The sequence below is a fragment of the Pampinifervens navoyensis genome (assembly GCF_046159715.1).
Taxonomy (GTDB): domain Bacteria; phylum Aquificota; class Aquificia; order Aquificales; family Aquificaceae; genus Pampinifervens.
In genome coordinates this window covers 1-24,235 of record NZ_JBJXCT010000003.1, presented here as the reverse complement: position 1 = coordinate 24,235, position 24,235 = coordinate 1, and the positions used below count along the sequence as shown (strand labels likewise).

The window sequence follows — 24,235 nt, the reverse complement described above, 5'->3', positions numbered from 1 at the left end:
GCGTGGAGGTAAGCGGATGCAGTGGATGAAAAGCATTTTTATATGGGTTGTTCTTCTGGGTTTTATGGTTCTCGCCTTTAACCTCTTTGAGAGCAATAGAAGCCAGTCTGCAGTCAGGACACCGGTGAACACGGTGCTTGAGCTTGCAGAGGAAGGCAAGCTTAAAGAGGTAAAGGTAAAGGATAACCTGCTTACAGGTGTGACCACAGAAGGTCAGAAGATAGAGACGGGCATACCGCCGGGTTCTGATATAGTGAACAAACTTATAGACAAGGGAGTAAAGGTTGAGGTGGCTGTGCAGGAAAGCAGCTGGCTTGTGCCTTTTCTTGTCTCATGGCTTCCTATTCTTCTTTTTATAGGCATATGGATATACATGATGAGGCAGGTGAGCGGTGGGGGGAACCCCACCTCAAGGGCTTTCAGCTTTGGCAAAAGCAGAGCAAAGGTATACATAGACGAGAAGCCCAAGGTCACCCTTGAGAATGTGGCGGGTATGGAAGAGGTAAAAGAAGAAGTCAAGGAGATAATAGAATACCTGAAAGACCCTGTGAAGTTCCAGAAGCTGGGCGGTAGACCTCCAAAGGGCGTGATGTTTTATGGTGAGCCCGGTGTGGGTAAAACCCTTCTGGCAAAAGCCATTGCTGGTGAAGCCCATGTGCCCTTTATTTCAGTTTCGGGTTCTGACTTTGTGGAGATGTTCGTTGGTGTAGGTGCTGCGAGGGTGAGAGACCTCTTTGATACAGCAAAAAAGCACGCTCCGTGCATCATATTCATTGATGAAATAGACGCAGTGGGTCGCTCGAGGGGTGCCCTCAACCTCGGAGGAGGGCATGACGAGAGGGAGCAGACCCTCAACCAGCTCCTTGTGGAGATGGACGGCTTTGACACCTCCGAAGGAATAATAGTCATTGCCGCCACCAACAGACCGGACATACTTGACCCTGCTCTGCTCAGACCTGGCAGGTTTGACAGACAGATATACATACCAAGACCCGATGTGAGGGGCAGGTATGAAATACTCAAGGTGCATGCAAGGGACAAGAAGCTGGCTCCCAATGTGGACCTTGAGATAGTAGCAAGAGCGACCCCAGGCTTTACGGGCGCAGACCTTGAGAACGTTCTGAATGAGGCGGCCCTTCTTGCGGCAAGGAAGGGAAAGGAAGCCATAGAGATGCAGGACATAGAAGAAGCCATAGACAGGATTACCATGGGTCTTGAGAGGAAGGGCATGGTAATCTCACCGAAAGAAAAAGAAAAAATCGCATACCACGAGATGGGACACGCCATAATGAGCCTGATGGTCCCGGGCTCTGATGCCTTGCACAAGGTCTCCATAATACCAAGGGGTATGGCTCTTGGGGTGACGCAACAGCTACCCATAGATGACAAGCACATGTATGACAGGCAGGACCTCTACGGAAAGATACTCACCCTCATGGGCGGGCGTGCTGCAGAAGAGGTGTTCTACGGCAAAGAAGGCATCACCACAGGTGCGGAGAACGACCTTCAAAGAGCAACGGAGCTTGCCTACAGGATGGTTTCCATGTGGGGCATGAGTGAGCGCGTTGGTCCGTTGGCGGTGAGAAGAACAGTAAACCCATTCCTTGGTGGCATGACAACCTCCGTGGATATAAGCGAGGACCTGAGAAGGGAGATAGACGAGGAGGTAAAGAAGATACTTACAAAAGCATACGAGGATACGAAGAAAGTCGTTCTTGAATACAGGGAAGCCATTCAGGCTGTAGTAAAAAGGCTTTTGGAAAAGGAAACCATGTCCTGTGAGGAGGTGGTTGAAATACTCAAACTCCATGGAGTTGAGGTAAAAAGCGAGTGCAAGAAGGAAGAGTTTAAGGTTGAGATGGAAGAGAAGAAAAGCCTTGAGCAGGAGGTAGCATGATGAAAAAGAAGGAGGTGAAATTATGGGAATGACCATCACAGAAAAAATACTTGCAGACCACGCGGGGAAAAGGGAAGTCCACCCCGGTGAGCTCATTACGGTGAAGATAGACCTTGCCATGGCAAACGATGTGACTGCACCCCTTGCCATAAAGATACTGGAAAAGTATGGCATACAGAAGGTATTTGACCCTGAGAAAATAGCTCTGGTTCTCTCTCACTTTGTGCCTGCAAAGGACATAAAGTCTGCAGAGCAGGCAAAGATAGTGAGGGATTTTGCAAGGAAACACAACATAAAGTGGTTTTTCCCAGAAGGTGAGGGCATAGAACACACTATATTGCCCGAGCAGGGTATTGTGGTGCCCGGAGACCTTGTGGTGGGTGCAGACTCTCATACATGCACTTACGGGGGCATAGGCGCCTTTGCCACAGGCATGGGTTCCACGGACATAGCCTACGCCATGGCAACGGGAGAAACATGGCTCAAGGTCCCGCCTACGATGAAGTTTGTCTTTTACGGCAAGCTCCAGCCCTGGGTCTCAGGCAAAGACCTCATACTGCATACCATAGGTCACATAGGAGTGGATGGAGCCCTCTACAAGGCTATGGAGTTTGACGGCGAAGCCGTAAGGAGTCTCTCAATAGAGCAGAGGCTCACCATAGCCAACATGGCGATAGAGGCCGGTGGCAAGAGCGGAATAATAGCACCCGACGAGAAGACCATAGAGTATGTATCCCAGAGGGCAAAAAAGCCCTGGAAGGTCTATCAGAGCGACCCTGATGCCAGCTACGAGGTATTATACGAGTGGGACGCAGGCAAGATAGAGCCTCTGGTTGCCTGGCCCTACCTGCCATCAAACGTGCACCCTGTTTCTGAATCAACCCACATAACTGTAGACCAGGCCTTTATAGGCTCCTGCACCAACGGAAGGATTGAAGACCTCAGAGTAGCGGCAAAGATACTCAAAGGTAAGAAGGTCCACCCATATGTTAGATGCATAGTAATTCCAGCTTCCAAGCAGGTATACATGCAGGCTCTGAAGGAAGGTCTTATTGACATCTTCCTTTCTGCAGGCTGTTCTGTTTCCGTTTCCACATGCGGTCCATGCCTTGGTGGTCATATGGGCATTCTGGCGGAGGGTGAGCGTTGCATATCCACCTCCAACAGGAACTTCCCCGGAAGGATGGGACATCCAAAGAGCGAGGCATACCTTGCCAACCCTGCAGTGGTGGCTGCAAGTGCAGTCCTTGGCAGGATAGCCCATCCTGAGGAGGTGGTCAGAAAGGAGGAGCTTGAAGAGGTTCTTGCTTGAAGCAGACCTTCACAGGCTTGCCCACTGGCTCAGGCTCCTGGGCCAGGATGCCCTTCTTATAAAGGGACCTATAAACAAATCAGAAGTTGTAAGGTATCCGGGCAGGATATTTATCACCACCTCAAGGAAGCTGGAAGAACACTTCAAGGCATGGGGCATAGAATACCTGATACTTCCAAAGGATGACTGGAAGGTCCAGCTCTGCCTTCTCATAAGATACTTCCACATTGAGCCAGAGCTGAAGCTAAACAGATGCTATCACTGCAACGCTGAACTTGTAGCAGTTGACAGGGAGGAGGTAAAGGACAGGATACCACCCATGGTCTACCTATACGGAAGGGACTTTACTTTGTGTCCTCATTGTGGAAAGATATACTGGAAGGGCTCACACCATCCCAGACTTAGGAGAATTCTCAGGAAAGTGCTTAACTCCTGCTAAGTAGTCCTCCACCCTCTTGGCAACTTCATAGCTCCCTTTTATGCAGTCCGCTACAGAAACGCCATTGAGGTAGTTTCCCGTCAGGAAAAGACCGGGGTTTTCTCTTTCCAAGGTCTTTGCAAGCTCAATATACTTGCCGTAACCCAGTGTATACTGGGGAATGCCCTTCTTCCAGCGAGTTATGTTGAGAAAGTCAACTGCGTCCACTCTGAGCGTTTCTTTCAGTTCCCTCTCCGCTATTTCATACAGAGCTTCCTCTTCGTAATCTACCACATCGGGGTCTGTAGCTCCCCCCATGTATACGGTCAGGAGCTCCCTGCCCTCCGGTGCCCTTTTAGTGAATATCTGAGAGGAGAAGAGAACGCCAAGAGTCCTTTTTCCCTCAACCCTTGGCACGAGGAAGCCGAAGCCCGGAGGGACAGAACCCCTCTTTACGCTTGCGTGAATGACCACCACGGGGGCGTAGTATATCCTGTCAAATTCTTCTGATGCGCTCCAGGATATGTCCCTCAGAAGATAGCCCGCAGAAGTGGCGGGAGCAGAGACCACCACGCACTTTGCCTCGTATTTGCCCTTCTTTGCGTCCAGCACAAACCTATCATCTTTTTTCCTTATCTTGAGGACCACGTTCTCTGTATCCACCTTTAGCTCAGAAGATAGATGCCTTATGAGACTATAGTTTCCACCCTCAAAGGATATGAGCCTTCCACCCGGTCCGAGAGCCTTGAGCTTAATGGCTCCCTTTATCAGGCTTCCGAATTTCTGCTCAAGCTCGTAGACACGCCTTACCGCATACTTAACAGATAGCTCCTCGGGATTTCCTGCATAAACCCCCGAAACAAAGGGAGCGACCACGTAGTCAAGAAACTCTTTCCCGAGCCTTCTGCGGACGAACTCTGCAATGCTTTCTTCTGTCTTTACAGAAGGTGGCACAAGGGGCTCTCTCAAAACCCTTAGCTTGCCTGTAAGAGAGAGCAAGGGAGACTTTATAAAGCTAAGGGGAGACATGGGAAGCGGGACAAGCTTACCCTTCTTGTAGACATACCTTATCCTAGAGCTTTCGCTGGCATACTGGGGGCTTATGCCTGCGGTCTTTAAAAACTCCTCTACCTTTCCATCCGCCAGCACCGTCTGTGGTCCAAGCTCAAGGATGTAGCCCCCCTTCTGAAGAGTCTGTATGTTGCCCCCTGGGAGCTCTTCCTTTTCAAAGACATGGACTTCAAAGCCCCTTCTTTTAAGGTGCAGGGCAACGGAAAGCCCGGATATGCCCGCCCCTACTATTGCTATGTCTATCATGTCTTGTAGGGAACACCCTTGAGAGGTGAGGAGGGCACTGCGTAAGTCCTCTTTGGCATCCTCCCCGCAAGGTAGGCGAGCCTTCCCGCTATGGTGGCATACTTCATGGAGACCGCCATTCTTATGGGGTCTTTTGCCTCTGCAAGGGCTGTGTTGGTGAGTATACCGTCCACGCCAAGCTCCATAACGGGAGGTATGTCTCCTGCAGTGCCTATGCCTGCATCCACTATAACTGGCACTGAGACCGCCTCCTTTATGAATATGAGATTATAGGGATTCTGCATGCCAAGACCTGAGCCTATAGGTGCTGCAAGGGGCATGACCGCCGCACAGCCCACATCCTCAAACTTCTTTGCGTAAACAGGGTCGTCAAAGATATAGGGAAGGACTACAAAGCCCTCTTTTACAAGAAACTTCGCCGCCTTTAGGGTTTCCTCCATGTCTGGCAGTAGTGTTTTCTGGTCTCCTATGACCTCCAGCTTGACCCAGTTTATGCCCGTTGCTTCCCTCGCCAGCATGGCGGTCTTTATTGCCTCTTCTGCGGTATAGCAGCCGGCGGTGTTGGGAAGAATCTGATACTTGTTGGGGTCTATGTAGTCAAGAAGGTTTTCCTTTGTCGGGTCTGTAATGTTTACCCGGCGCACTGCCACCGTAATCATCTCCGCACCAGAGGCTTCAAGCACATCCCTGTTTTCCTGAAAGCTCCTGAACTTACCAGACCCTATTATGAGCCTTGAGCGGAAACGCCTTCCCGCAATCTCAAGGTAGTCATCCTCCAGAAGCCTTTCGTAGTCCAGCATTTAGCCACCTCCTACTATGTTTACTATCTCAACTCTGTCTCCATCCTTCAATATGCACTCCCCATACTTACTCTTTGGCACTATCTCCTCGTTCACCGCCACCGCAAGACCCACAGGTCTGACCTGTATGCCACTACTCTCAAGGAGGGCAAGCAGGGTGATGTTCTCTTTTACTTCCAGCTCCTTGCCGTTAACGAGAAGCTTCATGGAAATATTAAATATAAACTCTGCTTCGGTTTTGCAAGATGTATAAATGCATAATGATATTCTTAATTACTTATTTTAGATTAATAAACCATGAAAGGTGAAAAGAAGAAATTGAATAAATCTTTCTTCTGATATAACTTGACAAAATATAAAAGTTTGCATATACTCATAAGTAAGTTTTATTATGTTATAAAACATCCTTATAGGAGGTATGCCATGAAGGACGAGCAGTTCTTCCCAAAGGGGGCGGTAGCCTTCTTCCTTTTCATGCTTGGCTTTTATGCCTTTGTGTGGCTGTCCACTTACCTGACAATGCTCGTCAGGGGTCAGACACAACCATAAGGAGGTGAAGCCATGGATAAGGCAGAAAAGACAGCTCTTGTGCTTGCGGTTGGCTTTCTTGGTTTCTTTGCAGCCCTGCTCGTTTATGCTGCAAAAGCCTTGAACATTGACGTACCAACGTGTATAACGGATGTTAAACCCTTTACTGAAGGCAAGGTAATCCAGCATGCACCTAACAGGTATGAAATTCACTATCTTGCCAAGATGTGGTATTTTGAGCCAGCGGATGTGGAAATACCAGCAGGCTCAGTGGTGGACATATACCTGACCAGTGGAGATGTGATACATGGTTTTCAGATTGACGGAACAAACGTGAACCTTATGGCTATTCCCGGAACTGTTGCCTACGCAAGGTATAAGTTTGACAAGCCAGGTGTCTATCACATAGTATGCCATGAATACTGTGGCATAGGCCATCAGGATATGGCTACGAAGATAGTAGTCAAGTAAAGGAGGTATGCCATGAAGGTAGACAGAACAATAAGGAACATCATAGTGGCAGAGATAGTCTTCCCAGTCCTGCTCCTTGTTTTTGGTATTTACCACGGCCTAATGCAGGTGCTTTACAGGGCTGGGGTCATAAAGGACATGTCTGTGGGTGGTATTGAATACTATCAGGGTCTTACCTTACACGGGGTTATAAACGCTATAGTTTTCACCACCATAATCATAGTGGCCCTTGGAAACATAGTATTTCTCTACTACCTTAAAAAACCCCTCAGACCTCCTGTGCAGTGGCTCAGTCTTATCCTCATGTTCGGCGGAACTCTTATGGCTGCGTGGGCAATGTTTACTGGCAAGGCAAACGTGCTTTACACCTTTTACCCACCGCTCATAGCCCACTGGACCTTTTATCTCGGTGCTGCTCTTCTGATAGTAGGTTCGATAGTTCCACTCTTCTTTGACTGGTTACCTAACTATGTATCCTGGAGAAGGGAAAACCCCGGGCAGAAGGTGCCTCTTGCCGTTTATGGCATGCTGATAAACCACATCATGTGGGTGATTATGGTGGTGCCTGTGGTTGTTGAAGTGCTCTTTCAGCTTCTTCCCCTGTCTCTTGGCTTAGTTCAGGAGATAAACCCATCCCTTGCGAGAACTCTCTTCTGGGCTTTTGGACATCCTGTGGTTTACTTCTGGCTCCTGCCTGCCTATGTGATGCTCTACACCGTTCTTCCAAGGATAGTTACCGGTGATGGAAAGCTCTATTCGGATGGCGCCGCAAGGTTCGTCTTTATCCTCTTCCTCATACTCTCCTTCCCCGTGGGGCTACATCACCAGTTTACAGAGCCAGGGATAACCAGCAACTACAAGCTTATACATGCCCTTTTTACCTTTGGTGTTGCAGTTCCCAGCATGATAACCGCCTTTACGGTGGCTGCATCCCTTGAATACTCCATAAAGTCAAAATTTCCAGAGGTGAAAAACTCTCTCTTCTACTGGTGGGCAAAGATACCCTACATAAGCCTTGAGGGCAACAAGTGGCTTGTTTCCTATTTCATGGCAGGTCTTTTCCTCTTCTTTGTGGGTGGTATTACTGGCATCATAAACGCCTCTTACAACATGAATCAGGTGGTTCATAACACTTCTTTTGTCCCCGGCCACTTCCACACCACTGTGGGTGGACTTGTGACGCTTGTATTTCTTGGTATGTCTCTTTTCTTCCTCTCCCAGCTAACAGGAAAAGAAATAAGGTTTAAGGGTCTTGCAGTGCTTGCACCCTGGCTCTGGTGGCAGGGCATGCTCATATTTGAATACGCCATGTCTCTGGCAGGCTTTCATGGATTTCCAAGAAGGACAAACACAGGCACATCCTACCTGAACCCTGAATCACCCCTCTACAGGCCGGAATGGGTTGGATACGCCGAGCTTTCTGTGTTTGCAGGAGTTCTTATTGTTGTGGGCTTTGTATTCTGGGCTGTATCCTTCTTTGGAACCTTACTTTCACCTGCGGTTAAAGAAGCTGAGCTTGAAATCCCCACCGCAGAACCCTATCACGATGAAAAGATGCCAGCCCTTCAAAGGCTTACTCCCTGGGTAGTTTTCAGTTCTCTGCTTTTCCTCATATCCTACATACCACCCCTCTACGATGTTACAAAGAGGGGCGTGTTCTTTGACTCACCGGGTTACAACGACAAAAGCCCCGTGCCTATAACCAAACCACAGTCTGCAAAAGATGAAAAGAAAGAAACCGCTGAGGTCAAGTGAGGGTTCCGTCGTGCGCCATCTGTCAGGAGGGCTCTTAGCCCTCCTCTTTTTTATTTTTTCAGCCTTCTCTCAGGAAAGCTCTACTGGCATACCCCCCAACGAGGGAAAAACTCTCGGAAAGGAGCTTCCCGACGTTTTTCTCGTAGACTCTTTCGGAAGGGAGTTCAACCTCCACAGCCTGAAGGGAAAGCCCCTAATCCTGAGCCCCATATACACCAACTGCACCTCCGCATGCCCCATAATAACGGACTCGCTCAAAAAAGTCATCCCGTCCCTGGGAAAGCCCGGCGTAGACTTCTGGGTTCTATCCTTCACCTTTGACCCCACCGATGGGCAGGAGGATATAAAAACCTTTCAGGAAAAGCATGGTCTTGATGGAGATGGATGGAAGGTGGTAAGGGTAAAGAGCAAGGAAGACCTCTTCAGGCTTGTGGATGCCATAGACTTCAGGTTCATGTCTATTCCGGAGACAAAGGACTTTGTTCACCCCAATCTTGTGGTATTCATCTCTCCGGACATGAAGGTCAAAAAGTATGTGTATGGTGTTGTGTTTGATAGCAAGGAGATGCGCAGAGCTCTTGAATATTCTCTGGGTAAGCGGGACATTCTTGAGGACTTTACAAGGTTTCTTTTCTTTGCGGGGCTTATGGGGGTATCCCTCAGCGGTCTGTATCTTGTAATAAGCAGTGCAAGGCTTCTTCACAGAAGAGAAACAAAAAAAACCCTTCACCTGTAGTAAGCCAGCGTTTCCTCCACTATCTTCCTTACCTTTTCCCTTACCTCTCCTTCCCTTGGTCTGTCAAGGAGGCTCTCATACATGTAGCTTCTGTCCACATCTTCATCAAACTCCTCAAAGTCCACGGAAAGGAGAAGCTCCTTTGCCTCCGCACTCAGACGCTCTGGGATTTTCCTACCTGAGAGCCTGCACCACAGGAGAGCCCACGCTCTGGCAAGGGCGATGGGATGGTAGCCTCCTCCCCCCAGATACACGCCATCCCCAAGGACTTCCCTCACAAGGTCAAAGGCTCTCAGAAAGCCCCAGTTGGACAGCTCAAACTTGGAAAGGTAGTCCTCTAAAAGCACATCGGTGCCAAGCTGAAGCACATACACCTCTGGTCTGTAGAGCTCTGCTATTATGGGGATGATTCTTTCTAACACAAACAGAAACTCGCTATCGTTGACTCCCGCAGGTAGAGGTACGTTGAGGTTGTAGCCCCTGCCCTTTCCAGAACCACGCTCATGGAGAAAGCCTCTCTTAAAGGGAAAGGCATACTCGGGGGACTGATGGATGGAAAAAACGAAAACCCTGTCGTCCTCGTAGAAAAAGTCCTGCACTCCGTCACAGTGGTGGGCGTCAAGGTCTATGTAGAGCACCCTTTTGAAGCCCCTTGATAGGATATACTGCAGGGCTACTCCCGGGTCGTTTATAAAGCAAAAGCCCTTTGCCATTGAGGGATAGGCGTGGTGCATGCCACCAGCCGGGTTAAAGGCTGAGTATCCCTCAAGAAATAGCTCCACCGCCTGCACGGAAGAGCCTGTGGCAAGCAGAGAACCTCTCCACATGGCGGGTGAAACTGGATTTTCATAGCTTCCTATGTTGAACTTCTCTCTGTATTCCCTCTTTACGCACTGACACTGGTCGCATTCCTGAAGGGCTCTGAGGTATTCCTCCTCATGAAAGAGTCTCAGCTCCTCCCAGCTGGCGGGTCTGCTCTCTGTAAGCTCTTCCCCCGAAAGGAGCTCCATGACGTGCAGGAGCTCCAAGAGCAGTGAAACCCTCGGAATCCTCAGGGGATGATTCTTTGAATACCTGAGGTTTCTATAGGCGTAGCTACCTATCAGTTTTGAGCTCTTCCGCATAGCTCTTTACCAGCCTGTGGACCTCTCTGTAGTTTATGTCTCCAGCCAGAAGGTAGCTCTTCTCACCATAGCTGAACTTTTTGGAAACGGTTATGCAAAAGTCATCAGTTGCCTGCGATATGTATATATTGGAGATGTAAACATCTTCGTGGCTCGCCTTCTTAAAATACTCCTTCTCTGACCTGTCTGCTCCTTTCTTACCAGTCTTGATGGGATAGGTGAGCCTTGGGTTCACCACATTGTTGGAAACCTGAAGCCCACTTTCTCCTATGACATAAAAAAGCTCAAAGTATGGATACTTTTTGAAAAAATCGTATAGCACAAATTCCCACAGGTCTCTGTCAGTCCTTTTGAGGCTCTCCACTATGTTTTCAAAATCCTGCTTTATCCTGTGCCTTATGTGGTGTATCAACTCCCTTTTCTCATACTCGCAGAGAACCACAGAAGGCTTTTCTTCATGGAATATGAAACAGGAAGCATCGTGCACATCCTCCATCCTTTTTTTCAGTTCTGAGCTGAGCTTGAAAAAGTCCTCAAAGCTTCTAAGGTTTTTTATGGGTATGCAGTAGCCGAACAGGTAGATGGGCTTTGCATCTGCATAGAGCAGGGAGAATTCTCTCTGAAACTCCCGGTATAAATCTACGATTTCTTCTTCTTTCAGCTTCACCCTGGAAAGGGCATATACCTCATTTTCCTCGTAAGAGAGGCTCACGTCTCCCTGTATGGTATTTTTTACGTCCTCGTAAAGTATCCTCTGAAGGCTCTCCCCCTTTGAAGACCCGTATTCTTCCACAAAACCCCTGAGGCCACCTATGTAGAAACAGTAGAAATAGTAATCCTGACCGAAGAGGGACCTTATCTTCTGGAACATGGGAACTGTAGCCTCTCTAAAAAGGCTTGCGTGGTAAAGAACCACATGGTAAAAAAGAACACCCATGTATGAACCCTTTTTGTCCACCAGCAGGATGGGTGATTTGTAGGCGTTAAAAAAGTCCAGAAGCGATGTAAGATGCTCAGGCTTTAAGGTTGCGTTCCTTAACTTCATCAGCGGATGAGCAAGGTCGCCCACTGTCAGATGTTCTCTGTGCTGAGCTTTTATCAGGTCAAGCTTGCTGACTGTGCCTATAGGTCTGTTGTCCCTGACCACAACAAGAAAGTCATAGATACTGAACTCTTCAAAAGCCTTCAGGGCTTCCTTTATACCAAGGTTGTATTCTATTCTTGGCACACCAGTGGCTAAACTCACAAGCTGTATATCTCTCATATGTGAGGTCCTGCCAGGTATCTTCTTCTACTCTCTACGGCTATGAAGGCAAGCAGAACGAGGGTTGCAATTATGAAAAGGCGGGCGGCAACCACTCCACCATCGGCCTGAGCCAGCACCCTGGGTGCCTGAAGGAGTCCCCACTGATAGAGGAGAATAACCAGAAACATGGGAGAAACTATGGCAAAAAAGTAAACCAGCCACTTTGGCACCCTTATAAAAACATCCCTTGTAAGCTCGTGATGAAACCTGTAAACTCCAAATATCCATACAAAAACAATTATTTCAAGGAGGGCAAAGAAGACAAGCATGAAGGTCCCTGCCCAGAAATCAAGCTCGTCTATAAATCCAGGAAGGAAGGCAGAAAGAAGAGCGCCTGAACTTACCATGAGCATGGAAACATTTACAGCCTTTGAATGCTTCCACCTCATCTCATCCTCAAAGAGCGCTATAAGAGGCTGTGTAAGGGCAAGGGAGGAGGTAAGTGCAGCTATAAAAAGAAGGAAGAACCACACCGCAGAGAGAAGCCAGCCAAGGGGCAATGCCATAAGAACTGCAGGCATGGACATAAAGCCAATTCTGAAAGTGCCCTCCTTTGCCAGCTCAGGCACAGCCATGGCCCCAAACATGGCAAAGGCGGCAGGTATGGCTATGGAAGCACCTATGATTACCTCCACAAACTCGTTCAAGCCTGCCGTCCAGAGCCCTGCCTTTAAAACATCCTCACGGGCCTTTACATAGCTGGCGTAGGTGGCTATAGCACCCATACCCAGAGAAAGAGTAAAGAATATCTGCCCTGATGCTTCAAGCCAGACCTGAGGGTCCCATATTCTGCTGAAGTCTGGAGTATAGATGTAGAGAAGCCCTTCAAGACCCTTTCCCCCTCTAATGGACAGAGATACCACCGCAAGGAAAATCCCCATGAGCAGAAGGGCTGGTATTCCCACCTTTGCGGTAAGTTCAATACCCTTGACTATCCCCCTCTGGAGTATATACCAGTTTACCGCAAGGGTTATGAACAAAAAAACAAGGGCGTAAACTGAGGGTTCTGTGTAGTTTCTAAAAAAATCTACATAGGGAGCCATGGCGGTTTTTGCATCACCGCCTTCTACGGGCACTGGCATTTGACCAAAGAGGGAAAGCACTGCAAAGCCCAGCGTCCAGGACTCAATGTATATATAGTAGCAGACAATTAGAAAGGGTATGGCAACGCCTATTGAGCCAAGCACTCTTGCCCAGTTGGCATGATGAAAGAGAGAGCCCATAATCCCCGTCATAGAACCATGACCCTTTGCCCCCGCATACCTTCCTATTACCCACTCCAATATCATTAGTGGTATACCAAGCAGAAAAAGCGCCACAAAGTAGGGAATCATAAAGGCACCGCCGCCGTAGAGGGCAACTTTGGAGGGAAACCTCAGCAGGTTTCCCAGACCTATAGCGTTTCCTGCAGCGGCAAAGATGAGACCTATTCTGGAAGCCCAGGCTTCCCTCTTCTTCATATCTTAAGACCCTTTATTCTTTCCACCGCCTCAAGAAGCCTCTGAGTTGGCACCGTCAGAGATATCCTGAAGTATCCCTCTCCATGCTCTCCAAAGCCGTTGCCCGGAGTGCATACTATTCCACATTCATCAAGCAGCCTTGAAACAAAGCCTGCAGAGGTGTATCCCTCAGGCACCCTCACCCATAGGTAGAAAGTGGCATCAGACTTGTAAACCTTCAGACCTACCTCTTCAAGAGCTTTTACCATGGCCTGTCTTCTTTCCCTGTATGTTTCCCTTATCTTCTGGAGCTCCTCCTCTGGAAGGTTGAGGGCTGTAATGCCTGCCTCCTGAATTGCCTGAAACTGACCAGAGTCCACATTTGTCTTCACCTTCCCCAGTCCAGCAACGAGCTTTTCATTGCCAACCGCCATACCAAGACGCCACCCTGTCATGTTGAAGGTCTTTGAAAAAGAGTGAAACTCTATGGCAACCTCCTTTGCCCCCTCTATCTGCAGTATGGACATGGGTCTTCTGCTTCCAAAGTATATCTCTGAATAGGCAAGGTCTGAAGCCACTATTAAGTTGTGCTCCTTAGCCCACGCTACGAGCTCTCTGTAAAAGCCTTCATCCGCAGTGGCAGAAGTGGGGTTGTTGGGGTAGTTTACCCATATGATTTTTGCCCTTTTGAGCACATCACCCGGAATGCTTTTAAAATCTGGCAGAAAGCCATTCTCTTCCCTCAGGGGCAGTATGTATGGTTCGCCTCCAGCAAAAAGAGTGCCTATCTTGTAGACTGGATACGCCGGGTCAGGACAAAGGACTACATCGCCCGGGTTTATAAAAGCCAGTGGAAAGTGGGCTATACCTTCCTTTGAGCCTATAAGGGTCACCACCTCCTTCTGAGGGTCAAGTTCAACGCCAAAGCGCTTTTTATACCAGTCTGCTACAGCCTGCCTGAAGGAAAGCATGCCCTCGTAGGAGGGATATCTGTGATGCTCGGGCTTTTCTACAGCCCTTTTCATAGCTTCCACTATGGGCTGTGGAGTGGGAATGTCCGGGTCCCCAACCCCAAGGTCAATGAGGTCCACACCTTGAGAGAGCTTTTCTCTCTTCTTCTGGTCAATCTGAGCAAAGAGATAGGGTGGAAGAGCATTTATCCTGTGGGCATATTCAATCATTGTGCACCTCCGAAGATTATGGATTTTTATTATATCAGTAAAATAGTAATGTTCAGAACATGACAAACCTAACCCTCAAAGTATTCCCTGAAAAGGCAGAGGAGCTTAAAAGCGAGCTTCTGAGAAGGGGCTTCTATGAACTTGAGAGTCCTGGTCTGAAATGGCTCTTAACTGACGGAGAAAACACCCTCAGGCTATACCCTTCGGGAACTCTTCTCATTCAGGGTAAGAGGACAGAGGCTATGAAGGAACTGGTTCTCTCTCTGATTGAAGCACCCTCTTCTACAGACATAGGCTGTGATGAGTCTGGGAAGGGGGATGTGTTTGGTCCTCTGGTGCTCTGCTGTGCTGTTATAAAGCCAGAGTATTACAAGAAGGTTCTGAGCCTCAATATGAGGGATTGTAAGAGGATGAAAGACGAGGAGGTTCTCAGGAAAGCAGACCTTTTCAGGTCTTTTGGAGAGTTCAGGTGCAGGCTTGTAGAACCCGGCCAGTTAAACGAGCTTTATCAGAAATCTGGAAATCTCAACAGAATACTGGATGCACTTTATGGAGAACTACTGGAAGGGCTTTTCAAGAAGTATCCTTCTGCAAGCTTTTTTGTCGACGCCTATTCAAAGAAAAGCCCCTTTGATAAAAGGGTTCAATTTGAGCATAGGGGGGAAGAAAGGCTTGCGGTTGCCACCGCCAGTGTCCTTGCAAGGGCTGAGTTTCTCACATGGCTCAGAAGGCACAACCTGCCAAAGGGTTCATCACCGCAGGTTATGGAACTTGCCCGGAGAATCTACCGCCGGGATGCACAGATGGCTAAAAAACTCCTGAAAACCTTCTTTTTATAAACTTGCTTAAGGAGGCAAGGACAAAGAAAAAGACCATGCTTCCCACCACCGCACCGCTGGGCGGAAGGTCAAGGAGCAGGGAAAGAATTATGCCAGAAGAAAGAGAAAGGAAAGAAAAACCTACTGAAAGGAGCATCCCCTGAAGAAAGGAAGAGGACACCATCAGAGAGGTCATGGCGGGTATGGATATAAAGCTTGCAGAGAGCACAAGGCCCACCGCCTTTATGGAAAGAACCACATTGGCAGAGGCAAGGGCAATAAGAGAATAGTTGAGAAGCCCCACCTTTACACCCCTGAGCCTTGCAATTTCTTCATTAAAGCTGAGAAGCAACAGACTTCTGTAGTTCAGGAATACAAAAAGAAGGGTAAGCATAAAAACAATCACAGAAAGGAGAAGGTCCTTTTCTGAAGCAGTGAGCATACTACCAAAGAGATAGGAGAACACATTTGTGCCCAGGTTGTCCGTAATTCCAAGCACCACTATTGCCATGGCCACACCCACAGAGAAAAAAAGGGCAACCAGCGTATCCGCCGGCAGAGACTTTCTGTCTACAAGGAACTGAATGAGAAGACCAAGCAGGACAGTATAAAACACAGTAAAGGTCATGGGCTCAAGGTCAAGCACTATGGCAAGGGCTATGCCCCCAAAGGCAGCGTGCGACAGACCCGCACCCAGCATGGCAAGCCTCTTTATGAGGAGGAAAACTCCCACAAGGGAGGTGGAGAGGGCTATGAAAAGAGCAGAGAGGAAGCCTTCCCAGAAAAGGCTGTAAGAGAGAAGTTCCATTCCTAAATTTTAACCTATGGAGAAAAACAGAGAACTTGCCAGAATCTTTGATAGGATGGCGGACATGCTTGAATTTCTGGGAGATAACCCCTACCGTATAAACACCTACAGAAGGGTGGCTGAGGTTCTCTCAGAGCTTGGTGAGGATGTGGAAGAGCTGGTGCGCACAGGAAAGATTCACCAGATACACGGCATAGGACAATCCAGCGTAGAAAAGATACTGGAATACCTTCGCACAGGAAGAGTTGGGGCTTACGAGGAACTGAGGCAGAAAGTGCCGGAAGACCTTCTTGAGCTTCTTGAAGTTCCGGGGGTGGGCGTAAAGACTCTGAGACTTGCCTATGACAGGCTCAAGGTAAGAAGCAAGGAAGACTTTATAAGGGCAGTCAGGAGCGGGCAGCTTGCTTTCCTTCCAGGAATGGGAGAAAAGAAAATTCAGAACATAATGAGGGGTCTGGAGCTGTGGGAAAAAAGCAAGGAGAGGATGACACTTCTACAGGCTTACGAGCTTGGACAGGAGCTTCTGAAGTATTTTGAGAGCGTAAGAGACCTCTATGAAAACATAGAGCTTGCTGGAAGCCTGAGAAGAAGAAAGGAAACCGTAGGTGATATTGACCTTCTCATCTCTGCAAAAAAAGATAACTGGGCAAAACTCCATGGGCACTTTGTGTCTTACGGAGGCGTAAAAGAGGTTCTCCTTCATGGAGAAACCAAGTCAAGCGTGGTGCTTCAGGAAGGCAGGCAGGTGGACTTCAGAACAGTAGAACCCCATCAGTGGGGTGCAGCTCTTCAATACTTTACAGGCTCAAAGGAACACAACGTGAGAGTCAGGGACATAGCCAGAGCTAAGGGGCTCAAGATAAGCGAATATGGAGTTTTCCGTTCAGACACGGAGGAGTGGATAGGAGGAAGTACCGAAGAAGAGGTCTACAACCTGATAGGCATGCAGTGGATTCCGCCAGAGCTGAGAGAAAACACAGGGGAGATAGAGCTTGCCCTTGAGGGGAAACTGCCAAGGCTTGTGGAGCTAAAAGATATAAAGGGTGACTTCCATATGCACTCAAACTGGAGCGATGGACTTCACAGCCTTGAGGAAATGGCGGAAGCCTGCTATCAGCTTGGATACCAGTATATGGTTATAGGAGACCACTCCCAATCCGCACGGGTTGCAAACGGCCTTGACCCAGCCCGCTACAGGGAGCAGTTCAAACTGGTAGAGAGGTTAAACCAGTACTACAATCCAAAGGGCTTTTACATACTGAGAGGCTGTGAGGTGGACATACTGCCTGACGGTTCTCTTGACCTTCCAGACGAACTCCTTGAGGAGTTTGACTTTGTGGTAGCTTCCATACACTCAAGGTTCAATCAAGACAATACTTACAGAATACTCAAAGCTATGGAAAGCCCCTATGTGAACCTTATAGGCCACCCAACGGGAAAGGCCTACGGGACCAGGGAAAGCTACCCCCTTGACATGGAAAAGGTAATAAGAACCGCAAAAGAGACTGGAACTGCCCTTGAGCTAAACACCTACAGGGCTGACATCTCACCGGAGAACATAAGGAGGTGCATGCAGGAGGGTGTTACCATAGCCATTGTTACTGATGCTCACTCTGTAAAACATCTCTCATACATGCAGGTGGGTGTTGGTCTTGCAAGGAGAGGCTGGGCAATTCCTGAGCTCGTTCTGAACACGAAAGACCTGCATGGTGTAAAGGACTTTGTAAAGCGTAAAAGAGAGCTCATGCTGAGTGGAAAATACTGATTGCCCCGCATGCAAAAAGGCTTATAATCGTAAGTATGGCACAGCTTGTCAGCCCTGAGAACCTTCATGCCCTTGTAAGGCACGAGATAGGTGAGTTAAAGAGATTGAAAAAAGACCTCTCTCTTGTAGAACATATCCCCGGTGTAGATAATTTCTCAATTTTGTTGCTATACAGTGAACACCTTTCAGAACAACACCTTGAGAGCATATCTAAGTCCATGAGAGAGTCAGACGTAATAGCTCAGCTGGGGTTCTATATAATCTGCCTGCTTCCCGGCACAAGTAAGGAAGGAGCCATCCACCTGGCAGAGGGTATCAGGGATTTTCTGGGTGAAGAGGGCTATTACATTGTGGTCACCTACCCAGAAGACGGAGAAAGCTACGAAGATTTAATTGATTCCCTCAAACTATATTCTGAACAGAAGGGCAGACCTATACCAATAAACTGAAGGAGGAAAGCATGCAGTTAGAGTCGCTTATAGAAAAAAGCTCTGCAAAAAGTTTAAAATCCATAGGCGAAAAAGTGCTTGAAGGCAAAAGATTGTCCTCTGAAGATGCCATAAGGCTCTTCTACGAAGCAGACCTCAGTTATGTTGGTGCCCTTGCGGAGTGGGTAAACAGGAAGAAAAATAGCAATTTTGCCTACTTTATAGTCAACAGGCAGATAAACCCCACCAACATATGCGTCTATCAGTGCAACTTCTGCAGTTTTGGAGTTACAAAGTCAGACCCAAGGGCCTATGAGATGAGCCTTGAGGAGGTGCTCAGGAAGGTTGAGGAGACTCAAAGGATGGGTGGTAAGGAGGTTCACATAGTTGGTGGAATACCACCTCACTGGAAGTATGAGGAATATGTAAACCTTGTGAGGGAGATAAAAAAGTCTTTTCCCCATATGGTTGTAAAGGCATGGACTGCCATAGAGATACATCATATGAGCAAGATATCGGGCAAGAGTTATGAGGAGATTCTTACTGAACTCAAGTGGGCGGGACTTGATGCCATACCAGGCGGTGGCGCAGAAATATTTTCAGAAAGGGTTAGGAAAATCATAGCTCCATACAAGGCCAACGCAGAGGAATACCTCCAGGTTCACAAAACAGCACACAGGCTCGGCATTCCCACCAACGCTACCATGCTTTACGGACACCTGGAAACCTATGAGGAGAGGGTTGAGCATATGGAAAGGCTCAGAGACCTTCAGGACGAGACCGGTGGTTTTCAGGTTTTCATACCACTGGCCTACTGGCCAGAGGGCACAAGGATAGGTGGAAAAAGAACATCTTCTGTTGACGACCTCAAGACCATAGCCATAGCAAGGCTCTTTCTGGATAATTTTGACCATATAAAGGCATACTGGGTCACTCTTGGCGAAAGAGTAGCACAGGTAGCTCTGAACATGGGTGCGGATGACCTTGATGGAACCATTCAGGAGGAGAAGATAGTGCATGCAGCGGGAACAACCTCTGCCCTCGGACATACAAAAGAAAAACTCATAAAACTCATAAGAGGTGCGGACAAGATACCGGTGGAAAGAGATACCTTTTACAATCCTGTGGCCATCTATCCCTGAGGCTTCTGCCTGCTTTCCAGCAGGCTCTTCAGGCTCTTTGATATCTCTCTCACCACGGGCTCTATTTTATCCCTTACTTCCACAAGGCTTCTGTAAAGTTCTTCCGGACTTACCTCCCAGGTGCTTATGAGCCTGTTTTTGAGGTTGGTCATACGGAAAATGTCCATGTAATACTCCTGGGGAATAACGCCCACCTCTACCAGCTTTGAGAGGCAGTCGTCTCCAAATTTTTTGACACCAAACTTGGGTGCCAGATGTTTACATATGTCAAAGAGGCTGTCGTAGGCCACCTGATAGAAGTATTTCACCCTGTCGTAATACATGGGCGTCTTTGAAAACTCTTCAAAACCCTGAGACAGAACAAAGTCTATCTTCTTTAGGGATTCTTTTATGTGCCTTGCCTTTTCGTTGAGTAGTTCAAAGTCTATTAGCAGAGGGTTGTTTGTCTCCTTTTTTATGAACTCCACCACAGCCTTTGCATAGTCCTTGAAAAGGTGCAGAGACCTGCTCAGAAAGTCGTAGAGCTCTTCCGGGGGGAGAGCCTCCTTGAGGTCGCGGTGCTTTATGTAGAACTGGCTGAGTTCTCCCAGGTCCTCCACCTGAGAAAGGCCAACAAACTCACCCACCTTCTGCAGACAGTCCTTTGAGGTAGTTTTTATGTTGTAAACTGTCGAAAGATGTCTGCAAACTCTCATACAGCTTTCAAAGGCCAGGTTGAAATCAACCCTCACCTTATCTTGCAGGAGCTTGTTTTCAACGAAGTCTTCCCTAACACAGCTGAGGTTCTTTTTCAGGTCCGTGTATGCCTTCTCGAGCTGAGTAAAGCTCTCCAGTATAAGGCTTATCTTTGGCTTTTTCTGCCTTTCCTGCATGTGTATAAATTTATACTTCTCTAAGCTCTTCTCTTGTTATGTATTGCTGAAGGCGTTCAATGCTTCGCGCTTTACCTGTGCGGTCATCCACTTCAACCAGAATGGCGTTAACCACCACATCCTCCTTCTCTTCTACTTCATACTTCTGGGGTATTCCCCTTGTAAACCTTTCTATCGCCTCCTTTGGCTTCATGCCTATGGCAGAATACCAGCATCCTGTCATACCTACATCACTCACATAAGCTGTGCCCTTTCTCAGTATTATCTGGTCTGCAGTGGGAACATGTGTATGCGTTCCGTATACCAGACTTGCCCTGCCATCCGTATAAAGTGCAAAAGCCCACTTTTCAGAGGTGGTTTCTGCATGAAAATCAACGACTATGAGGGGGGTTTCTCTGTAAAGTTCTTCGTAAAGTCTGTCAAAGAGAAGGAAAGGATTGTCAAGGTTTGAGTCCAGAAGGGACCTGCCCATAAGGTTTATTACCGCAAACTTCACACCCTTTTTTTCGTAAAGACCATAACCTTTACCGGGCACACCGCTAGGGTAGTTGGCGGGTCTGAGAAGTGTGTCTGTCTGGTCTATAAACTGGTAGACCTCCTTCTTGTCCCATATGTGGTTTCCCGATGTCATTACATCCACACCAAGGTTGAGGAGCTCCTCGTAAACCTTTTTTGTTATTCCAAATCCGCCGGCTGAGTTTTCAACATTTACAAGCACCACATCTGCAAGGTCTCTGTATCCAGCAAGATAATACCTGAGTGCTTTCCTGCCGGGCTTTCCTATTATGTCTCCAAACACGAGGAATTTCATGGCCTTATGGTGCGGGTGGAGGGAGTTGAACCCTCACGGGCGTAAGCCCACTGGATCCTGAGTCCAGCGCGTCTGCCAGTTCCGCCACACCCGCTGAAGAAATATTATAATTCAATCCTCCTTAGCCTTCAGTCTGAACTTGTATCCCTTCACGTTTAGAGTAAGTTTGTTTATATCTCTGGGAATTTCTGGAAAATACACAAAACCTCTTAGCCTGGCACCACCCTGAACTTCACCGAATATAAAGGCTCTGTTCACAATGTCGGGGTATGATTCATTTCTGGGGAAGGTGTAATATGGTGACCACCACAGCCCAAAGGGTGAGCTCCAGTAGCCAAACCCGAGACCAATACCCATGCGGTAATCCCTTCCCAACATGCTTATCACATCTCTGGGTTCAACTGGATTGTATTGATTACCCTTCTCGTCTATCAAAAATACATCCTCTCTTGCCACCTTGACCGTTTGTGAACCGCGGTTTTCTATCTCAATGTATATGGGCAGCACATATCTATCAAGGTCTGAGGGATAGTATTTCCACCGGTTCATCTCTACCCTGACTGTCAACCCATTGGAAAGGTCTGATGGACCCTCCAGCGTCCATGTCTTCACTGCACAGCCAGAAAGGAGAAGAGTCAGAAGGAGCAGAAGGGCTCTCATGCTTTATAATATAGAGCTCATGAAGTTCTATGTCACTACTCCCATTTACTATGTTAACGATGTCCCTCACATAGGGCATGCCTATACCACAGTAGCTGCCGATGTGCTTTCCAGGCATTACAGAAAAAGAGGGTATGAGGTTTTTTTCCTTACCGGGACCGATGAGCATGGTCTGAAGATACAGAGGTCTGCAGAAGAAAAGGGCATTAGCCCACAGGAACTTGCAGACCAGAACTCTGAAAACTTTAAGAAGCTCTGGGAGTTTATGGGCATAAGTTATGACAGGTTTATAAGAACCACAGACAGGGAACATAAGGAGCTTGTCAGGGAAGTTTTTGTGAAAAGTTATGAAAGGGGAGACATCTATCTTGGAGAATACGAGGGCTGGTACTGCGTTGGCTGTGAGGAGTTCAAGCCCGAGGGTGAGCTTTTAGAGGGGAAGGTCTGTCCCATACATCTAAAACCCTGCGATTACATAAAGGAACCCTCCTACTTTTTCAGGCTGTCAAAGTATGAAAACATACTTCTTGAATTCTACGAAAGCATGCCAGAGTTCATAATGCCTGACTACAGGAAAAATGAGGTGAAAGCCTTTGTCAGACAGGGGTTGAGAGACCTATCTGTTACAAGACCGAGAAACAGAGTAAGATGGGGAATAGAGGTGCCCTTTGACCAGGAGCATACCATATACGTGTGGTTTGACGCTCTTTTTAACTACGTTTCTGCAATCAGGGACAGGATGCATCTGTGGCCTGCAGACCTTCATCTGGTTGGAAAGGATATTCTACGCTTTCATGCAGTCTACTGGCCTGCCTTTCTTTTCTCTGTGGGCCTTGAGGCTCCCAGAAGAATCTTTGCCCACGGATGGTGGAAGGTGGAAGGTCAGAAAATGTCAAAATCTCTGGGCAATGTGATAAATCCCTACCACTTTGTCAAAGAGTGGGGGCTGGATGAGGTAAGGTATTTCCTTCTGAGAGACATGCCCTTTGGAGAAGATGGAGACATAAGAAGGGAGGCTATCCTGAACAGGCTCAACGGGGAGCTAGCCAATGAAGTTGGAAACTTATTCAGTAGAGTAATGGCAATGGATATAAAGTATCTTGGGGGTAAGGTCTCGGGGGAAAGAGATTCTGAGTATGAAAATGTTGCCCGTGAAGTAGTTGATGACTACGACAGATATATGCAAAAGGTCGACTTTTACAACGCATTGGAGACTGTGCTGAGGCTTTCTTCTTATCTCAACAAGTATGTGGACTCAAAAGCACCATGGAGTCTTGCAAAGACGGATGAACTTGCTTTGAGAAAAGTTCTCTACACGCTTACCGATGGTATACATCTTCTGGCAAACCTGCTTGAGCCCTTCATGCCGGGCAAGATGGGAGAAATCTTCAGAGCTATGGGATGTGAGCCACTGCAGGGGGAGTTAAAGCCATACGCAAGGAGAGAATACCTTGTGAAAGATAGGGTAATACTCTTTCCAAAGAGGGAATGAGAAAAAACTGGTGTAGGTTTTTAGCTTACGCAGAGAAGGGCCGACCGTAAACTTTATGAAGTTATGAGCCTATAGCTCACATGAGAAACTTCCACACGGTAGATTAGCAACGCCCTTCCGAGAGAGTTCGCAAAAAGCACGTACGCTGTTTCAACTCCACACGGTAGATTAGCAACCAACAGAGAACTCATGAAACGCTTTAAGCTGACAGAGAGCAGTTTCAACTCCACACGGTAGATTAGCAACAATCTGTAATAGTCCAATCCATGAGGATAGTATAGAGTTTCAACTCCACACGGTAGATTAGCAACAATTCTACGCCAGCTCAAATTGATGAGGCGGTTAATCTAGTTTCAACTCCACACGGTAGATTAGCAACGAGTATCTGTTTCTACTGCGGCGACTGGTAGTATAAGAGTGTTTCAACTCCACACGGTAGATTAGCAACCCACAGGACAAAACCCTAAGAACCTACATAAGACAGGTTTCAACTCCACACGGTAGATTAGCAACATACTGGAAGAAAACTTTCAATTGATGTTATCTTTTAGTTTCAACTCCACACGGTAGATTAGCAACTGTAGCCGTGCCTCTATTCCAACCCGAAAAATTAAGTTTCAACTCCACACGGTAGATTAGCAACTAAGTATCCTTTCCTGCATTGCTTCCCATCCACTTCTGTTTCAACTCCACACGGTAGATTAGCAACGCATTCATGAGAGTATACAAAGATAATTTCTGGTTCAGTTTCAACTCCACACGGTAGATTAGCAACTTCTGACACAACAAACGAACAGGTGCTGTATGTAAACGTTTCAACTCCACACGGTAGATTAGCAACGGTAAACAACAAAACCTACTTCTCAAAACAGTCCTTCTCGTTTCAACTCCACACGGTAGATTAGCAACCACTGAAAAAAAGTATACCCAAAAACAAACCCCTACTGTTTCAACTCCACACGGTAGATTAGCAACTCGTATATGACAAAGAGTTCCTTGAGTCCTTAAGAGAGTTTCAACTCCACACGGTAGATTAGCAACGGGCATAGATTGTGATCGTCTCCCCCCCGCTATAGCTGTTTCAACTCCACACGGTAGATTAGCAACCCTAAATCGGTATGTAAAAAATAATAAGAAACATCAAGCCTTTTGTCA

General features: G+C 47.6%; 23 protein-coding genes, 1 tRNA gene and 1 CRISPR repeat array. Of the genes, 12 read left to right on the top strand and 12 right to left on the bottom strand.

All coding sequences use genetic code 11. The annotated features are described in order from the left end of the window. Window positions 1–16: 16 nt before the first annotated feature. Genes ftsH through ACKRDP_RS02870 form a run of 3 tightly spaced genes read left to right on the top strand, consistent with a single transcriptional unit; the run spans window position 17 to window position 3,648 of the window. Entirely contained in the window at window positions 17–1,897 is a 1,881-nt protein-coding gene (gene ftsH / locus ACKRDP_RS02880) for an ATP-dependent zinc metalloprotease FtsH (protein ID WP_409153252.1), read from the top strand. 22 nt (window positions 1,898–1,919) lie between these two features. After that, the gene (gene leuC / locus ACKRDP_RS02875) at window positions 1,920–3,209 is read left to right on the top strand and encodes a 3-isopropylmalate dehydratase large subunit (protein ID WP_409153251.1); all 1,290 of its coding nucleotides are present in this window, start codon (window positions 1,920–1,922) and stop codon (window positions 3,207–3,209) included. Continuing rightward, a complete protein-coding gene (locus ACKRDP_RS02870) occupies window positions 3,190–3,648 on the top strand; it encodes a Mut7-C RNAse domain-containing protein (protein ID WP_409153250.1) in 459 nt (152 codons plus the stop codon). Before leuC ends, ACKRDP_RS02870 begins: the two co-directional genes overlap by 20 nt. Here the strand turns inward: ACKRDP_RS02870 and hemG are convergent. The 3 genes from hemG to thiS are packed head-to-tail and all read right to left on the bottom strand — an operon-like array spanning window position 3,595 to window position 5,951. Next, window positions 3,595–4,944 (bottom strand): protoporphyrinogen oxidase, encoded by a 1,350-nt coding sequence (gene hemG / locus ACKRDP_RS02865; RefSeq protein ID WP_409153249.1) that lies wholly within the window; start codon window positions 4,942–4,944, stop codon window positions 3,595–3,597. The two genes, ACKRDP_RS02870 and hemG, sit on opposite strands and share 54 nt — an antisense overlap. Further along, window positions 4,941–5,744, bottom strand: a complete 804-nt coding sequence (locus ACKRDP_RS02860; protein ID WP_409153248.1) for a thiazole synthase — start codon at window positions 5,742–5,744, stop codon at window positions 4,941–4,943. Before ACKRDP_RS02860 ends, hemG begins: the two co-directional genes overlap by 4 nt. Continuing rightward, the gene (thiS, locus tag ACKRDP_RS02855) at window positions 5,745–5,951 is read right to left on the bottom strand and encodes a sulfur carrier protein ThiS (RefSeq protein WP_409153247.1); all 207 of its coding nucleotides are present in this window, start codon (window positions 5,949–5,951) and stop codon (window positions 5,745–5,747) included. It abuts the gene before it with no gap. A 216-nt stretch (window positions 5,952–6,167) separates the two neighbouring features. Here thiS and ACKRDP_RS02850 point away from each other — a divergent pair, with 216 nt between their 5' ends. Genes ACKRDP_RS02850 through ACKRDP_RS02835 form a run of 4 tightly spaced genes read left to right on the top strand, consistent with a single transcriptional unit; the run spans window position 6,168 to window position 9,234 of the window. Next, entirely contained in the window at window positions 6,168–6,293 is a 126-nt protein-coding gene (locus ACKRDP_RS02850) for a hypothetical protein (RefSeq protein WP_409153246.1), read from the top strand. A gap of 12 nt (window positions 6,294–6,305) precedes the next feature. After that, complete coding sequence (locus tag ACKRDP_RS02845; RefSeq protein ID WP_409153245.1) at window positions 6,306–6,743, top strand: cytochrome c oxidase subunit II; 438 nt, start codon at window positions 6,306–6,308, stop codon at window positions 6,741–6,743. 12 nt (window positions 6,744–6,755) lie between these two features. Next, complete coding sequence (locus tag ACKRDP_RS02840) at window positions 6,756–8,498, top strand: cbb3-type cytochrome c oxidase subunit I (RefSeq protein ID WP_409153244.1); 1,743 nt, start codon at window positions 6,756–6,758, stop codon at window positions 8,496–8,498. A gap of 10 nt (window positions 8,499–8,508) precedes the next feature. Further along, window positions 8,509–9,234, top strand: coding sequence for an SCO family protein (locus ACKRDP_RS02835; protein WP_409153243.1), 726 nt, complete (start codon window positions 8,509–8,511; stop codon window positions 9,232–9,234). Here the strand turns inward: ACKRDP_RS02835 and ACKRDP_RS02830 are convergent. From ACKRDP_RS02830 to ACKRDP_RS02815, 4 genes are read right to left on the bottom strand one after another with little or no spacing between them, the layout of a single operon-like run. Beyond that, window positions 9,225–10,358 carry an acetoin utilization protein AcuC gene (locus tag ACKRDP_RS02830; RefSeq protein WP_409153242.1) on the bottom strand — a complete coding sequence of 378 codons (1,134 nt, stop codon included), beginning with the start codon at window positions 10,356–10,358 and terminating at the stop codon, window positions 9,225–9,227. The genes ACKRDP_RS02835 and ACKRDP_RS02830 overlap by 10 nt on opposite strands. Continuing rightward, window positions 10,330–11,622 carry a PDC sensor domain-containing protein gene (locus tag ACKRDP_RS02825; protein WP_409153241.1) on the bottom strand — a complete coding sequence of 431 codons (1,293 nt, stop codon included), beginning with the start codon at window positions 11,620–11,622 and terminating at the stop codon, window positions 10,330–10,332. The genes ACKRDP_RS02830 and ACKRDP_RS02825 overlap by 29 nt, the downstream gene beginning before the upstream one ends. Continuing rightward, window positions 11,619–13,124: a sodium-dependent transporter gene (locus tag ACKRDP_RS02820; RefSeq protein ID WP_409153240.1), complete on the bottom strand. Its 1,506-nt coding sequence runs from the start codon at window positions 13,122–13,124 to the stop codon at window positions 11,619–11,621. The genes ACKRDP_RS02825 and ACKRDP_RS02820 overlap by 4 nt, the downstream gene beginning before the upstream one ends. Continuing rightward, complete coding sequence (locus tag ACKRDP_RS02815; protein WP_409153239.1) at window positions 13,121–14,284, bottom strand: LL-diaminopimelate aminotransferase; 1,164 nt, start codon at window positions 14,282–14,284, stop codon at window positions 13,121–13,123. The genes ACKRDP_RS02820 and ACKRDP_RS02815 overlap by 4 nt, the downstream gene beginning before the upstream one ends. A gap of 59 nt (window positions 14,285–14,343) precedes the next feature. Between ACKRDP_RS02815 and ACKRDP_RS02810 the strand changes: the two genes are divergently transcribed. Continuing rightward, entirely contained in the window at window positions 14,344–15,123 is a 780-nt protein-coding gene (locus tag ACKRDP_RS02810) for a ribonuclease HIII (protein WP_409153238.1), read from the top strand. On the opposite strand, the gene ACKRDP_RS02805 is transcribed toward ACKRDP_RS02810, so the two are convergent. After that, window positions 15,092–15,910 carry a metal ABC transporter permease gene (locus ACKRDP_RS02805; protein ID WP_409153237.1) on the bottom strand — a complete coding sequence of 273 codons (819 nt, stop codon included), beginning with the start codon at window positions 15,908–15,910 and terminating at the stop codon, window positions 15,092–15,094. The two genes, ACKRDP_RS02810 and ACKRDP_RS02805, sit on opposite strands and share 32 nt — an antisense overlap. Before the next feature lie 16 nt (window positions 15,911–15,926). Between ACKRDP_RS02805 and polX the strand changes: the two genes are divergently transcribed. The 3 genes from polX to mqnE are packed head-to-tail and all read left to right on the top strand — an operon-like array spanning window position 15,927 to window position 19,245. Continuing rightward, window positions 15,927–17,675, top strand: a complete 1,749-nt coding sequence (gene polX, locus ACKRDP_RS02800; RefSeq protein WP_409153236.1) for a DNA polymerase/3'-5' exonuclease PolX — start codon at window positions 15,927–15,929, stop codon at window positions 17,673–17,675. Window positions 17,676–17,710: 35 nt separating this feature from the next. Continuing rightward, the gene (locus ACKRDP_RS02795; RefSeq protein ID WP_409153235.1) at window positions 17,711–18,124 is read left to right on the top strand and encodes a nucleotidyl cyclase domain-containing protein; all 414 of its coding nucleotides are present in this window, start codon (window positions 17,711–17,713) and stop codon (window positions 18,122–18,124) included. An 11-nt stretch (window positions 18,125–18,135) separates the two neighbouring features. Continuing rightward, window positions 18,136–19,245 (top strand): aminofutalosine synthase MqnE, encoded by a 1,110-nt coding sequence (gene mqnE, locus ACKRDP_RS02790; protein ID WP_409153234.1) that lies wholly within the window; start codon window positions 18,136–18,138, stop codon window positions 19,243–19,245. On the opposite strand, the gene ACKRDP_RS02785 is transcribed toward mqnE, so the two are convergent. From ACKRDP_RS02785 to ACKRDP_RS02770, 4 genes are all read right to left on the bottom strand, one after another. Next, window positions 19,236–20,117: a DUF86 domain-containing protein gene (locus ACKRDP_RS02785; protein WP_409153233.1), complete on the bottom strand. Its 882-nt coding sequence runs from the start codon at window positions 20,115–20,117 to the stop codon at window positions 19,236–19,238. The genes mqnE and ACKRDP_RS02785 overlap by 10 nt on opposite strands. Window positions 20,118–20,127: 10 nt before the next feature. Further along, window positions 20,128–20,928, bottom strand: coding sequence for a TIGR00282 family metallophosphoesterase (locus ACKRDP_RS02780; RefSeq protein ID WP_409153232.1), 801 nt, complete (start codon window positions 20,926–20,928; stop codon window positions 20,128–20,130). Between the two features lie 7 nt (window positions 20,929–20,935). Next, window positions 20,936–21,022 (bottom strand) — tRNA-Leu (locus ACKRDP_RS02775). Window positions 21,023–21,039: 17 nt separating this feature from the next. Then, window positions 21,040–21,588 carry a hypothetical protein gene (locus ACKRDP_RS02770; RefSeq protein WP_409153231.1) on the bottom strand — a complete coding sequence of 183 codons (549 nt, stop codon included), beginning with the start codon at window positions 21,586–21,588 and terminating at the stop codon, window positions 21,040–21,042. Between ACKRDP_RS02770 and metG the strand changes: the two genes are divergently transcribed. Continuing rightward, entirely contained in the window at window positions 21,587–23,080 is a 1,494-nt protein-coding gene (gene metG, locus ACKRDP_RS02765; RefSeq protein ID WP_409153230.1) for a methionine--tRNA ligase, read from the top strand. The two genes, ACKRDP_RS02770 and metG, sit on opposite strands and share 2 nt — an antisense overlap. 147 nt (window positions 23,081–23,227) lie before the next feature. After that, a CRISPR array of direct repeats spans window positions 23,228–24,187; the repeat unit is 29 nt; unit sequence GTTTCAACTCCACACGGTAGATTAGCAAC. Window positions 24,188–24,235: the final 48 nt, after the last annotated feature.